Source organism: Amycolatopsis sp. La24, assembly GCF_029087445.1.
GTDB classification, from domain to species: Bacteria; Actinomycetota; Actinomycetes; order Mycobacteriales; family Pseudonocardiaceae; genus Amycolatopsis; species Amycolatopsis nivea.
Window position 1 is genome coordinate 100,235 of the sequence record NZ_JARACH010000019.1, and the last position, 12,350, is coordinate 112,584.

Below are 12,350 nucleotides of genomic sequence, written 5' to 3' on the forward strand. Positions count from 1 at the left end.
CTTACGCCGCGTTACCCGGCTTGAAAACCCTCCGTTGGGATGCGCTCGGCGCGGCACACGAACGCCGCCGGTGACCGGCCGATCCGCGTCAGCACCACAGTGGACTCTTCGCGACCGCGCGGTTTCAGCTTGCGACGCAAGGCGTCCGGGTCCACGTCGAGACCGCGGACGAGGATCTCCAGCCGTCCGACGTCGAGCTTCTTCAACGCCTGTCCGAGCGTCTTTTCCCGGTACGGCAACTGTTCGAGCACCCGGAAGGCGCGCACTCCGGGCGGCGGCGTGTCGCCGGTGAGGTAGGCGATGCGTTCGTCCAGCTGCCACAAGCCGTGCCGCGCCGCGTAATGCCGCACGAGCCCGGCTCGGACGACCGCGCCGTCCGGGTCCACGAGCCACTCCCCCGCCGCCCGCACGGGAATGTCGTCCGGTTCCGCGTCAGTGAGAGTCCACTGTGTACCGTCTGAACGCAACACTGTCGCGCGGCGGGTGACCCCGGACGAGAGCCCGCGCCACAGGCAGGCTTCGCGGACTTGGCCGTCGAGCGACACGAGTTCGACCTCGTCCGCCCACGGCGCGATGGAGAAATCCATGCCGGGCGCGCATTTCACCGACAGGATCCGGCCGGGATACGCGGCCACGAGTTCGTCGAGCGGCGGCAGGAAGTCGGCCGGACGCCATACCCGTCGACCCGCGGAGTCGCGGCGGGCGGGATCAGCGACCACAGCGGTGGCCCGGGAAACCGGCCGCAAGGCGTCGGCCCGGGCGATGAGCGGGGAGACTCCGGCAGCGGAAGCGTTGTGCTGAGCCATTTCCAGCCGTACAGGGTCCACATCGGACCCGACAGCCACCGAGGCGACGCGAGACAGTTCAATCAGGTCCGCGCCGACCGAGCAGGTGACGTCGTGCACCGGCAACCCCGCGAGCCGGGAAGCGCGATGCCGGGCCACTGGGGTAGCGCTCGCCTGCTGCAAGGCGTCGCCAGTGAACAGCCAATCTTCGGAAGAGGCCAGTTTCAGAACCGATTTACGCCGCAGCGCAACGGTTTCCAGCACCGGGGAAGCGTGCTCCCCGGCCAGGCGACGAGCTGTCGTGACGTCCGCGATCCGCGAACCGTCCAAAGCGGAGCACTCGGCGAGCGCCGCCCGTCCCGCGCCGGAGCGCAGGAAGGCGACGTCGTCGAGCGTGAAACTGTAGGGCAATTCAGGACGGCCGCTTGGTCCCGGTGATCATCACGTTGTAGAACAGCTCGCGCGGCAGCACCTTCGACAGCAGCTTCTTGTCCAAAGCGGACAGCCGCAGCCACAGGTGGTAGGCGAACAGCCGCCAGCGCACGGTGAGCTTCTCCTGCGGCACCGCGGCCTCGAAGGTGCGGATCGGCCAGCCGGCCAGCGCCGCCGAGAACTCCTCGGTGACCGCGCGGACGTCCTGGGCGCCGGCGCCGCGCGCCATCGCTTCCAGCTCCGACGGGTCGAAGGTGTGGATGTCGACCACGGCCTCCAGCGCCGCCGCGCGCGAGGATTCGTCCAATTCGGACTGCGGACGCCGCCAGCCGCTCAGCGCGGGCAGCTTGGTGATGTTCGTGGTCAGGTACCAGGTGAGCTGGCCGAGGCGGCGCGCGTAGCGGTCGCCGATTTTCGTCGGCTCGCCGGCGAACACGAACCGCCCGCCCGGCTTGAGCACGCGCAGCACCTCGCCGAACGCCTGGCGCACGTCCGGGATGTGGTGCAGCACCGCGTGCCCGACCACGAGGTCGAACGTGTTGTCGTCGTACGGGATCCGCTCCGCGTCGGCGACCCGGCCGTCGACGTCGAGGCCTAGGCCCTCGGCGTTGCGCAGCGCGACCTGCACCATGCCCGGCGACAGGTCGGTGACCGAACCCTTCTTCGCGACGCCGCCCTGCATCAGGTTCAGCAGGAAGAAGCCGGTGCCGCTGCCCAGTTCCATCGCGTGCTGGTACGGCTGGCCGTCGTCGCCCGCCACCGCGTTGAACACGTCGGTGGCGTAGGAGATGCAGCGCTCGTCGTAGGAAATCGACCACTTCTCGTCGTACGTCCCGGCTTCCCAGTCGTGGTAGAGGACGTTCGCGAGCTTCGGGTCGGCGTAGGCCGCCTTGACCTCGTCTTCGGTGGCGTGCGGGTTCGGCGCCGGGTCGGACACGGAAGTCACTTCCCCTCGAAACTGGCTTTGCCGGGGCCGTTGTCGATGAACGACTGCATGCCGTTGCGCTGGTCCTCCGTCGCCCACAGCGCGGTGAACAGCTGCGTTTCGATCTTGAGGCCGGTGGCCAGGTCGACGTCGAGACCGGAGTCGATCGCGGTCTTGGCCGCGCGCAGCGCCACCGCCGGGCCGTTCGCGAACTGCGAGGCCCACTTGCGCGCCGCCGCGTACACGTCGTCCGGGGCCACGACCTCATCGACGATGCCGAGCTTGAGCGCCTCTTCGGCCTTCACGAACCGGCCGGTGAAGATCAGGTCCTTGGCCTTGCTCGGGCCGATCAGCCGGGTCAGCCGCTGCGTGCCGCCCGCGCCGGGGATGATGCCGAGCTGGATCTCCGGCTGGCCGACCTTCACGTTGTCGCCGGCGATCCGCCAGTCCGCGGTCAGCGCCAGTTCGAGGCCGCCGCCGAGGGCGTAGCCGGTGATCGCGCAGACGACCGGCTTCGGGATGTTCGCGACCCGGGCGAGGGACGCGGTCAGCTCGGCGCCGAACTTCGCGATCTCCGGGTAGGTGCGGGACGCCATCTCCTTGATGTCCGCGCCGCCGGCGAAGGTCTTCTCGCCGCCGTAGAGGATCACCGCGCGCACGTCGTCGCGGTCGGACGCCTCGCGCGCGGCCTCGGCGAGCTCGGCCTGCACCTGGTTGTTCAGCGCGTTGACCGGCGGCCGGTCCAGCCGGATCGTGCCGACCCCGCCCTCGACCTCCAGGGTTACGAACTCTCCCACGCGAACTCCTCCTCGTTAACGGCGTTGACGCAGCGCCAGCAGGCTACCGGCCGGTAAGGCCAACCTAGCCGACCTACCTGCGGCGGGCGAAGAACCGCTCGCCCGAACGCTGCAGCACCAGGTCCTGGTCGAACGTCTTGGACAGGTTCTCGCTGGTGATCACGTCGTCCACCAGCCCGGACACCACCGCGCGGCCCTCGCGCAGCAGCAGCGCGTGGGTGAAGCCCGGCGGGATCTCCTCGACGTGGTGGGTGACCAGCACCATCGCCGGCGCGTCCGGGTCCATCGCGAGCACCGACAGCCGGGCCACGAGGTCCTCGCGACCGCCGAGGTCGAGGCCCGCCGCGGGCTCGTCGAGCAGCAGCAGCTCCGGGTCGGTCATCAGCGAACGGGCGATCAGCACGCGCTTGCGCTCGCCCTCGCTCAGCGTGCCGAACGTGCGCTCGGCCAGGTGCGCGATGCCGAGCGTGCCGAGCAGTTCGGTCGCCCGGTCGAGGTCCATCCGGTCGTACTGCTCGCGCCAGCGGCCCATCACCGCGTACCCGGCGCTGACCACGACGTCGCCGACGAGCTCGTCGCCGGGCACGCGCTGGGCGATCGCGGCGGACGTGAACCCGATGCGCGGGCGCAGGTCGAAGATGTTCACCTTGCCGATCCGGTCGCCGAGCAGGTCGACGGTGCCGGAGGTGGGGTGCAGTTCGGCGGCGGCCAGGCGCAGCAGGGTGGTCTTGCCGGCCCCGTTCGGCCCGAGCACCACCCATCGCTCGTCCAGCTCGACCGCCCAGTCGAGGGCCGCGAGGAGGTCGTTTCCGGTACGGCGGACGCCGACACCGGACATCCGCACGACGAGGTCGTCAGGATCGCTGGGCAGGATCGGCTCGCTCACGAGCCCATTGTGGCGGTCGCCCGGGCACGGACTCGCACCCGCCCGGGGCTAACGGCGCGCCGGGCGTCCAGCCGCTGGGACGAGCGGCCGTGATCGCGTGGCTGTGGCAGCATCCCCGGCATGTCCAGGTCCGCGCGCCCCGTGTTGTGGCGCCGTCGCGCGATCGACCTGCTCCTGGTGGCTTCCAGCGGATGTAGCCGGGCGCGGCACGCACGCTGATCCTCCGTCGGCGTGCCGCGCTGCCTCGCGTCCCGGCACCGACTCATTTCAGGAGCACCCGCGTTGACCACGTCCATCGTCCGTCCGGAAATCGAAATCCACCCCCAGCTGACCGATCCGCTGCTGCCCGAGTTGCTGCACCCGTCGCGGCTGCTGTGGACGCCGCGCGAACTGGTCGACCTGACCCGCACGGTCACCACCGAACTGACCACCAGCCTGCGCGACGTCCTGCGCTTCGACGAGGACCGGCGCTGGTGGGCGCGCCTCGCGCTGACCGACGGCGTCGAACTGTGGCTGCTGTCGTGGCTGCCCGGCCAGGCCACGAAGCCGCACGACCACGGCGGCGCGTCGGGTTCGTTCACCGTGCTGCAAGGCGAACTCGGCGAGGAGTACCGCTACCCCGGCGGCCCGGTGCGCCGCCGCACGCACCTCGCGGGCCAGGGCATCGGCTTCGGCGCGGGGCGCGCGCACCAGGTGCTCGGCGTCGGCAGCGAACCGGCGGCCAGCGTGCACGCCTACTCGCCGCCGCTGGTGCCGACGCGCGAGTACACGAGCCTCGCCGACGTGCCCAACGAGATCCCGCCGCTTCCTGCCATTGTGCGGTCATGAGCGCACTTGATGGTTTCCTCGCCGCCGCCCGGTCCGCCTTGGACCGGGCGGACCCGGCGCGCGCCGCCGAACTGCAGGCCGACGGCGCGCTGATCGTCGACATCCGGCCGTACGCCAACCGGGTCGCCGAGGGTGAGATCCCCGGCTCGGTGGTGGTCGAGCGGATCCACCTGGAGTGGCGGCTGGCCCCGGAGAGCGAGTGGCGGCTGCCGGGGGTTTCGGCGGAGACGGTCGCGGTGGTGGTGTGCAACGAGGGGTACGCGTCGAGCCTGGCGGCGGCGGATCTGCAGCGGCTGGGGCTGGTGCGGGCTACGGATCTGGTGGGCGGGTTCCGGGCTTGGGCGGCGGCTGGGTTGCCGGTGCGGGAAGGCGGAACCCCGGCGGTCGATTGAGCTGGGTCGCGAGCGCCCCAATGTGGCATTGGGTGCGTCCCACGCACCGAACGCCACATTGGGTGCGTCAGATGCACCCAATGTGGCATTGGGGCGCGAGCGGGCTCAGGCGAGCACGACGCGCGCCAGTTCCGCCGGACTAGCCAGCAGCGGATGCTTCGGCAGCACCCGCACCGTGTAGCCGACCGAGCCCGCTCGTGGCAGGCGCAGGGTCGCGGCGAACGCGCCGATTCCGTCCGGTGTCATCGGGACCTGCACCGCGTCCGCGAGTTCGTCCCCGTCGCCGACCTGGCCCACCACGGCTTGGATGTCCACTTCGGACGGTTCGAGGCCGGCCAGGTCGATCCGGGCGCGGATGGTGACCTCGGTGCCCACCACGAGGCGTTCGGTGTGGTCGTACCGGAGTTCGGCGTCGAAGATCCGTACGCGCGGCCACGCGACTTCCAGTTTGGTCCGGTAGTCCGCCAGCGAAAGCGCGCCTTGGTGGCCGTTGTCGGTGGCGGCGGCGACCATCCTCGATGCGGGCAGGTAACCGGAATCCACGTACTCGCGCACCATTCGCGACGCCTGCACGCGCGGGCCCAGCGTTTCGAGCGTGTGCCAGACCATCGCGAGCCAGCCGGTCGGCACGCCGTCCTCGCCGGTGTCGTAGTAGAGCGGCGCGATCTGCTGGCCGAGCAGGTCGTACAGCGCCGCGGCTTCCAGGTCGTCGCGGCGGAGCGGGTCGGTGACGCCGTCCGCGGTGGGGATGGCCCAGCCGTTGGAGCCGTCGTAGCACTCGTCCCACCAACCGTCCTTGATGGACAGGTTCAGGCCGCCGTTGAGCGCCGACTTCATCCCCGACGTGCCGCACGCCTCCAGCGTCCGCACCGGGTTGTTCAGCCACACGTCGCAGCCGCGGTAGAGGTAGCGGGCCATCGACATGTCGTAGTCCGGCAGGAAGACGATGCGGTGGCGCACCGCGGGATCGTCGACGAACCGCACGATCTGCTGGATCAGCTGCTTGCCGTTCTCGTCCGCGGGATGCGATTTGCCGCCGATCACGATCTGGATCGGGCGCTTCTCGTCCAGCAGCAGCGCGCGCAGCCGGTCCGGGTCGCGCAGCATCAGCGTGAGCCGCTTGTACGTCGGCACGCGGCGGGCGAAGCCGACGGTCAGCACGTCCGGGTCGAAAACGCGGTCGGTCCAGCCCAGTTCCAGCGCTGACGCGCCGCGCTGCATCCACGCCGCCCGCACCCGCCGCCGGACCTCGCCGACCAGCTTCCCCCGCAGTTCCCGGCGCAGTTCCCACAGCTGCTGGTCGCTGACGCCGTCGCGCAGCGAACTGTCCGGCGTGCGGCCCTCGTGGCCGAACTCCTCGTGGTTGCCGCCGAGCAGCGCGCTCAGCTCACGCGCCACCCAGGTCGGCCCGTGCACGCCGTTGGTGATGGACGCGATCGGCACCTCGGCGTCGTCGAAACCGGGCCACAGGCGGGAAAACATCCGGCGCGTGACGCGGCCGTGCAGCTTGGAGACGCCGTTCGCCCGTTGCGCCAGCCGCAGTCCCATGTGCGCCATGTTGAACAGGCCGGGGTTGTCCTCCGCGCCGAGTTGCAGCACGCGGCGGACGTCGACGTCCGGGACGAGCCTGCCGTCGGAGAAGTACCGCTGCACGAGGTCGACCGGGAAGCGGTCGATGCCCGCGCTGACCGGCGTGTGCGTGGTGAACACGGTGCCGGCGCGGACCGCGGGCAGCGCCTCGTCGAAGGCGAGACCGTCGGACTGGATGATCTCGCGGGCGCGCTCCAGCCCGAGGAACCCGGCGTGGCCCTCGTTGGTGTGGAACACCTTCGGCTGCGGATGCCCGGTCAGCTCGCAGAACTTCCGCACCGCGCGGAACCCGCCGATGCCGGCCAGGATCTCCTGCCGGATCCGGTGGTCGGCGTCGCCGCCGTACAGCCGGTCGGTGACCGAGCGGAGGTCCTCGTCGTTGGCCTCGATGTCGGTGTCGAGCAGCAGCAGCGGGATCCGGCCGACGCGCGCCCGCCACATCTGCGCGCGCAGGTCGCGTCCGCCGGGCATGGCGACCTCGACCAGCACCGGGCGGCCGTCCTCGGTGACCAGCTCCAGCGGGAAGGCGTTCGGGTCGATCACCGGGTAGTGCTCGACCTGCCAGCCGTCCAGCGACAGGCCCTGGCGGAAGTAGCCGGACCGGTACAGCAGGCCGACGCCGACCATCGGGACGCCGAGGTCCGAGGCCGCCTTGAGGTGGTCGCCGGCGAGCACGCCGAGGCCGCCGGAGTAGTTCGGCAGCGCCTCGGTGACCCCGAATTCCATCGAGAAGTACGCGACCGACTGGGGAAGGCCGTCGTCGGTGCGCCGCTGGTACCAGCGCGGTTCGCTGAGGTAGCGCTCCAGCCCGGCCGCGGCCTCGCGGGTGCGGTTCAGGAAGTCCTCGTCCTTCGCCAGTTCCTCGAGCCGCTCCGGCGGCAGCGCGGTGAGCATGCGCAGCGGGTCGCGGATCTTGTTGAACAGGTCGGCGTCCATCGAGGCGAACAGGTCGCGCGTCGGCGGATGCCAGGTCCAGCGAAGGTTGGTCGCGAGTGCCCCGAGCCCGGCGAGCGGCTCGGGCAGGCTGGCACGGACGGTGAACCGGCGGACTGCACGCATGGTCAGCGACGATATCCGGCCCGCTTCGCCCGCGCTCGCACCCCACTTCGGGGATTGCCGCCACGTTCCGCCATCCGGGTCAGTAATGTCCCGGTTCGTTGTCGGACGCGGATGGGGAACGAGGGAACATGAGCCGAGGGGGACGCCGGTACGCGCTGGTCGCGCTGGTCGCGGCGACCGTGCTGGGGACAGCCGCGTGCGGGGACAAGACTCCGGCGGCGACGCCGGGAGCCGGGAACGTCGCCGGCCTGCCGGTCACGCACTTCGAGAGCGGACTGCGGACCGACGCGCCGCGGCCGGACCTGCGGGTGCGCAACGCCAGCGGCGGCGAGGACGACCAGCTCGCCACCGCCGCGATCGCGGACGTGCAGGCGTACTGGACCGAGGCGCTGCCCGCGGAGTTCGGCGGCAAGCGGTTCGAGCCGGTCAAATCGCTGCTGTCCTACGACTCGAAGCACGACACCGAGGACACCGCGTGCGGCAGCGTCAAGCAGCTGGTGAACGCGTTCTACTGCGCGGGCGACGATTCGGTGGCCTGGGACCGCGGCGTGCTGCTGCCGATGCTGCGCAAGCGGTTCGGGCCGATGTCGGTGGTGACCGTGCTGGCGCACGAGTTCGGCCACGCGATCCAGTACCGGCTCGGGGCGACCGCGGGGATTTCGAAGTCGACGCCGACGGTGGTGAAGGAACAGCAGGCGGACTGCTTCGCCGGCGGGTACTTCCGGTGGGTCGCCGAGGACAAGAGCAAGTTCTACCGGGTGTCGACCGCCGAGGGGCTCGACCAGATCATGGCGGCGATGTTCTTCATCCGCGACCAGGCCGGGACCAGCGCGACGGACCGGCAGGCGCACGGCACGGCTTTCGACCGGACGTACGCGTTCCAGGCCGGGTTCGAGAAGGGGCCGAAGGAATGCGCGGCGATGAACGCGCAGAACGTGCAGAAGCGGTTGACTGAGCGGCCGTTCGACTCGGGCGACAAGGGCAAGGGCGACGCCCCGTTCGACGAGCAGCGGGTGGCGAAGCTGAAGGGCAGCCTCGACGAGGCGTTCCGGGAAGCGGGCGTGCAGGGGCCGCAGTTCCGGGCCGGGTCGGGCAGCTGTCCCGGCGGGCCGAGCACGCCGCCCGCGTCTTATTGCCCCAACGACAACACGATGGTTTTCGACCAGCGGGCGCTGGAGAAGCTGGCCGAGCCGGTGGACCAGGAAGCCGAGATGGCCGGCCGGGCCGGGGGCGGGCTGGGCGACTTCGCCGCCTTCGCCGAGCTGGCGTCGCGGTACGCGATCGGGGTCCAGAAGGGCGTGGGGGCGTCGATCGATACGCCTAATGCTGGGTTGCGGACTGCTTGCCTGGTGGGGGCTTGGGCAGCGTTCTCGAACCATCCGACGGGCGGGGTGAATCTGAAGCTGTCGTCCGGGGACCTGGACGAGGCGATCGCGGATCTGCTCCGGCCGGACGGACTGGTGTCGGCGAACGTGAACGGGGAGCGGCCGGACAGCGGGTTCGACCGGGTCGAGGCGCTGCGGCGGGGCTATCTCGAGGGGTCGTCTTCCTGCTCGAAGCAGTACCCCTGAGCCAGACAGAAAAAGGGCCGCACCGGAACGCTCCGGTGCGGCCCTTCTCGTTCGTCAGCTCAGAACAGGGCGCTCGCCAGGTCGCGGCGAGCCTTCGCGACGCGCTCGTCGGCCGGGTCGAAGAGTTCGAACAGGGCGACCAGGTGTTCGCGGACGCGGTTGCGGTCGTCCCCGGCGGTGCGGCGGACGACGTCGACCAGGCGGCGGAACGCGCCTTCCACGTCCTGTTCCGCGATGTCCAGGTCGGCGGCCGCGAGCTGGGCGTCGATGTCCTTCGGGTCGGCTTCGGCCTTCTCGCGGGCGCTCGGGTCGGCGGCTTCGGCGCGGGCGGTGAACTTGACCTGGGCCAGCGCGTTCTTCGCCAGCTCGTTGGCCGGTTCGGCGTCCAGGATGCGCTCGTACGCGGCCTGCGCGGCGGCGTAGTCGCCCTGCTCGAAGGCTTCCTCCGCCTCGGTGAAGCGCGGGTCTTCCGGCTCCTCGACCGGACCGCGGGCCTCTTCGGCGGCGCGGATGCCGGGCAGGCGGTCGCGCAGCGCGTCGAGCAGGGAGTTCAGCCACTTGCGGATCTCCGGCTCCGGCAGCGCGCCGGAGAAGGCGTCCACCGGCTGGCCGCCCGCGATCGCGACCACGGTCGGGACCGACTGCGCGCCGAACGCCTGCGCGATGCGCGGGTTCGCCTCGACGTCGACCTTCGCGAGCACCCAGGCGCCGCCGCTCTCGCCGGCCAGCCGCTCCAGCACCGCGGTCAGCTGCTGGCACTGTTCGGAGAACCCGGCCCACAGGTCGACGACCACGAGCTGGTTGAGGGAGAGTTCGACGACGGACTGGAAGGTCGCCTCGGTGACCTCGAGCACCGTGTCCGACGGAGGCGCGGACGTGCCGCCCGGCTGTCCCGCCCCCGAAGGCGGCTGGTTCCGGGACGCCTCCGCCCTGGCTTTGAGCGCGGACAGGTCGACCGCGCCGGACAACGCGGCGGACATGGCCGCTGAGTTCGCTGCAGATCCGCGTGGGTGTGTCACGCCCTCCATCCTGGCACGCCTCGCCGCGAGAGTTCAGCAGCAGCCCCGAGGTTCGCTTTTGGCATGCGCACTCCGCTGAGGCATGCTCTGCGCGAGGACAACGAGGAGGCCGCAGGATGCTCAGCCGGCGCAACGTGACGGTGGTCGCGGCCGTCGTGGTCGCGGTGGCGTGGATCGCCAGCATCACGGCGACCGTCGCGCACCAGGACCCGCCCGGCGCGGCGTCCCCGCCGGAACTGCGCACGGAGCTGACCGCGGCGCTGAGCGGGCGGGACGCGGACGCGCTCGCCGGGCTCTTCGACGTCCCCGGCTCCGGCGGCGACGACCTCGCCAAGGACTACGTCAGCGTCCTCAAGGACAGCAACGCGCACGACATCTCCGTGCGGCTCGCGCCGGACGAGCGCTCGCCGACCGCGGCCGTCGTGCAGGGGAAGACCGGGGCGGGCGAGCAGTTCAGCTACCGGCTCGCGGTGACCAGTGCCAAGGGACGCTGGACCGTCGCGTTCACGCCGCCGATTCCGTAGCTCAGTCCTCGCGCAGGTGCGCTTCCACGCGCTCGACCTTCGCGGTGAGCTGGCCGGAGTCGTAGCCGGGGCGGATGTCGGCCTTCAGCACCAGCCCGACGCGCGCCGAGCCCTCCCCCGCGGCTTCCACCGCCTTCTTCACCACCGCCATGACGGAGTCCCAGTCGCCTTCGATCTCCGTGAACATCGAGCTGGTCGAGTTCGGCAGGCCCGATTCGCGCACCACCTTCACCGCGCGCGAGACGGCCTCGCTCACTCCGCCGTCCGGTTCCCCCGCCGAGGGGCTCACGCTGAACGCGACGATCATGCCGGATTCCTTTCGCTGTTCTCGCAGGGCGACCCCCACGACCGGGGTACCCGCTGGTAGCTTCGGTTGCCATGAACCGTCCGCTGCCGTTCGATCCGATCGCCCGTGCCGCGCAGCTGTGGGAAGACCGGATCGGCCCGGCCGGAACCATGGCCGCGGTCACCGGTGTGATGCGGGTGCAGCAGATCATCCAGTCGGCGGTCGACGGCGCTCTCAAGCCGCACGGCCTCACCTTCGCCCGCTACGAGGCGCTGGTGCTGCTCACCTTCTCCCGCAACGCGCGGCTGCCGATGCGGGTGATGGGCGAACGGCTCCAGCTGCATCCCACCAGCGTCACCAACATAGTGGACCGGCTCGAGCGCGACGGGCTCGTGAAGCGCGTGCCGCATCCCACCGACCGGCGCACCACGCTCGTCGAGATCACCGACGAGGGGCGCGCGCTGCGGGAAACCGCCACCGCCGCGGTCACCGGCATCGACTTCGGGCTCACCGGGCTCACCGAGCGGCAGGTGGAGCAGCTGACCGACCTGCTCACCAAGGTCCGCAAGTCCGCGGGCGACTTCACCTCGTAACGCGCGAAGGGCCCGCGCGGTTCGCACGGGCCCTTCGGGAAAAGCGGAAGATCAGACGCCGACCGGCTCCTGCGCGCGGACGAAGAGGCCGACGCCGCCGTGGGTCAGCCGCTGCGGGCCGTCCAGCTTGCCGTTGCGCAGGGCCCACTTCTCGAACAGCCAGGTGAACAGCGGCGGAATGCTCGCGAGCAGCGCCAGCACCAGGGTCTTGCCGCGCCAGCCCAGCGGCTTGGCCACGGACAGGGAGACGATCACGTACAGGGCGAAGACGACGCCGTGCACCATGCCGAGGACGGGCACGCCGCCCTCGTTAGACGCGTCGACGACGTACTTGAGAAACATCCCGATCAGCAAGCCGAGCCAGGACAGAGCCTCGGCGACTGCGGCCACGCGGAACACGAGAGCGGCCTTGCTGGACACGACATCCTCCTGTGCGTCACCCGGTGCGTGCTGACTGCACACACAAAAAACACGTCCGACGGACTGTCCAAGGCGGACGGAAACCGCCTGGCGTCAACAGCACTGTCGAACGGGTATGAGACCAGTGTGAGGCGTGACCGGCCTCACCGGAACACCGGGGCCCGTGACTCTGGTCACGAGCGATCGCGGCAAAGGTCCGAACCAATTCCGGACGAGAGCCGGAAACAGGCGGGAAATGCCCGG

13 protein-coding genes are annotated in these 12,350 nt (G+C 70.7%); 5 read left to right on the top strand and 8 right to left on the bottom strand.

Annotated elements, in window-relative coordinates; all coding sequences use genetic code 11:
- Positions 1–11: 11 nt before the first annotated feature.
- From PUT80_RS19790 to PUT80_RS19805, 4 genes are all read right to left on the bottom strand, one after another.
- On the bottom strand, positions 12–1,196 hold the full coding sequence (locus PUT80_RS19790; RefSeq protein ID WP_275293071.1) for a class I SAM-dependent methyltransferase: 1,185 nt from the start codon (positions 1,194–1,196) through the stop codon (positions 12–14).
- A 1-nt stretch (position 1,197) separates the two neighbouring features.
- Positions 1,198–2,163, bottom strand: coding sequence for a class I SAM-dependent methyltransferase (locus PUT80_RS19795; protein ID WP_037811873.1), 966 nt, complete (start codon positions 2,161–2,163; stop codon positions 1,198–1,200).
- Positions 2,160–2,939, bottom strand: coding sequence for an enoyl-CoA hydratase-related protein (locus PUT80_RS19800; protein WP_101435362.1), 780 nt, complete (start codon positions 2,937–2,939; stop codon positions 2,160–2,162). Before PUT80_RS19800 ends, PUT80_RS19795 begins: the two co-directional genes overlap by 4 nt.
- A 73-nt stretch (positions 2,940–3,012) precedes the next feature.
- Positions 3,013–3,825 carry an ABC transporter ATP-binding protein gene (locus PUT80_RS19805; RefSeq protein ID WP_037811875.1) on the bottom strand — a complete coding sequence of 271 codons (813 nt, stop codon included), beginning with the start codon at positions 3,823–3,825 and terminating at the stop codon, positions 3,013–3,015.
- Between the two features lie 282 nt (positions 3,826–4,107).
- On the opposite strand from PUT80_RS19805, the gene PUT80_RS19810 reads away from it, so the two are divergent.
- The gene (locus PUT80_RS19810) at positions 4,108–4,653 is read left to right on the top strand and encodes a cysteine dioxygenase family protein (RefSeq protein ID WP_037811876.1); all 546 of its coding nucleotides are present in this window, start codon (positions 4,108–4,110) and stop codon (positions 4,651–4,653) included.
- Complete coding sequence (locus tag PUT80_RS19815; RefSeq protein WP_275293072.1) at positions 4,650–5,045, top strand: rhodanese-like domain-containing protein; 396 nt, start codon at positions 4,650–4,652, stop codon at positions 5,043–5,045. The genes PUT80_RS19810 and PUT80_RS19815 overlap by 4 nt, the downstream gene beginning before the upstream one ends.
- Positions 5,046–5,150: 105 nt before the next feature.
- Here PUT80_RS19815 and glgP read toward each other — a convergent pair whose 3' ends face one another.
- Positions 5,151–7,694, bottom strand: a complete 2,544-nt coding sequence (gene glgP / locus PUT80_RS19820) for an alpha-glucan family phosphorylase (RefSeq protein ID WP_275293073.1) — start codon at positions 7,692–7,694, stop codon at positions 5,151–5,153.
- 128 nt (positions 7,695–7,822) lie between these two features.
- Here glgP and PUT80_RS19825 point away from each other — a divergent pair, with 128 nt between their 5' ends.
- The gene (locus tag PUT80_RS19825; protein ID WP_275293074.1) at positions 7,823–9,265 is read left to right on the top strand and encodes a neutral zinc metallopeptidase; all 1,443 of its coding nucleotides are present in this window, start codon (positions 7,823–7,825) and stop codon (positions 9,263–9,265) included.
- A 59-nt stretch (positions 9,266–9,324) separates the two neighbouring features.
- Here PUT80_RS19825 and PUT80_RS19830 read toward each other — a convergent pair whose 3' ends face one another.
- Positions 9,325–10,245, bottom strand: a complete 921-nt coding sequence (locus PUT80_RS19830; RefSeq protein ID WP_199817577.1) for a tetratricopeptide repeat protein — start codon at positions 10,243–10,245, stop codon at positions 9,325–9,327.
- A 155-nt stretch (positions 10,246–10,400) separates the two neighbouring features.
- Here PUT80_RS19830 and PUT80_RS19835 point away from each other — a divergent pair, with 155 nt between their 5' ends.
- Complete coding sequence (locus PUT80_RS19835; protein ID WP_275293075.1) at positions 10,401–10,808, top strand: hypothetical protein; 408 nt, start codon at positions 10,401–10,403, stop codon at positions 10,806–10,808.
- Position 10,809: 1 nt separating this feature from the next.
- Here PUT80_RS19835 and PUT80_RS19840 read toward each other — a convergent pair whose 3' ends face one another.
- Positions 10,810–11,115, bottom strand: coding sequence for a thiamine-binding protein (locus PUT80_RS19840; RefSeq protein ID WP_043839187.1), 306 nt, complete (start codon positions 11,113–11,115; stop codon positions 10,810–10,812).
- Between the two features lie 71 nt (positions 11,116–11,186).
- Between PUT80_RS19840 and PUT80_RS19845 the strand changes: the two genes are divergently transcribed.
- Entirely contained in the window at positions 11,187–11,687 is a 501-nt protein-coding gene (locus tag PUT80_RS19845) for a MarR family transcriptional regulator (protein WP_037811883.1), read from the top strand.
- A gap of 51 nt (positions 11,688–11,738) precedes the next feature.
- Here PUT80_RS19845 and PUT80_RS19850 read toward each other — a convergent pair whose 3' ends face one another.
- The gene (locus PUT80_RS19850; RefSeq protein WP_037811885.1) at positions 11,739–12,107 is read right to left on the bottom strand and encodes a DUF3817 domain-containing protein; all 369 of its coding nucleotides are present in this window, start codon (positions 12,105–12,107) and stop codon (positions 11,739–11,741) included.
- Positions 12,108–12,350: the final 243 nt, after the last annotated feature.

Coding starts and splice junctions, on each gene's coding strand:
- PUT80_RS19845 (WP_037811883.1), top strand. CDS start 11,187: ATGAACCGTCCGCTGCCGTTCGATCCGATCGCCCGTGCCGCGCAGCTG.
- PUT80_RS19840 (WP_043839187.1), bottom strand. CDS start 11,115: ATGATCGTCGCGTTCAGCGTGAGCCCCTCGGCGGGGGAACCGGACGGC.
- PUT80_RS19830 (WP_199817577.1), bottom strand. CDS start 10,245: ATGTCCGCCGCGTTGTCCGGCGCGGTCGACCTGTCCGCGCTCAAAGCC.
- PUT80_RS19825 (WP_275293074.1), top strand. CDS start 7,823: ATGAGCCGAGGGGGACGCCGGTACGCGCTGGTCGCGCTGGTCGCGGCG.
- PUT80_RS19815 (WP_275293072.1), top strand. CDS start 4,650: ATGAGCGCACTTGATGGTTTCCTCGCCGCCGCCCGGTCCGCCTTGGAC.
- glgP (WP_275293073.1), bottom strand. CDS start 7,694: ATGCGTGCAGTCCGCCGGTTCACCGTCCGTGCCAGCCTGCCCGAGCCG.
- PUT80_RS19835 (WP_275293075.1), top strand. CDS start 10,401: ATGCTCAGCCGGCGCAACGTGACGGTGGTCGCGGCCGTCGTGGTCGCG.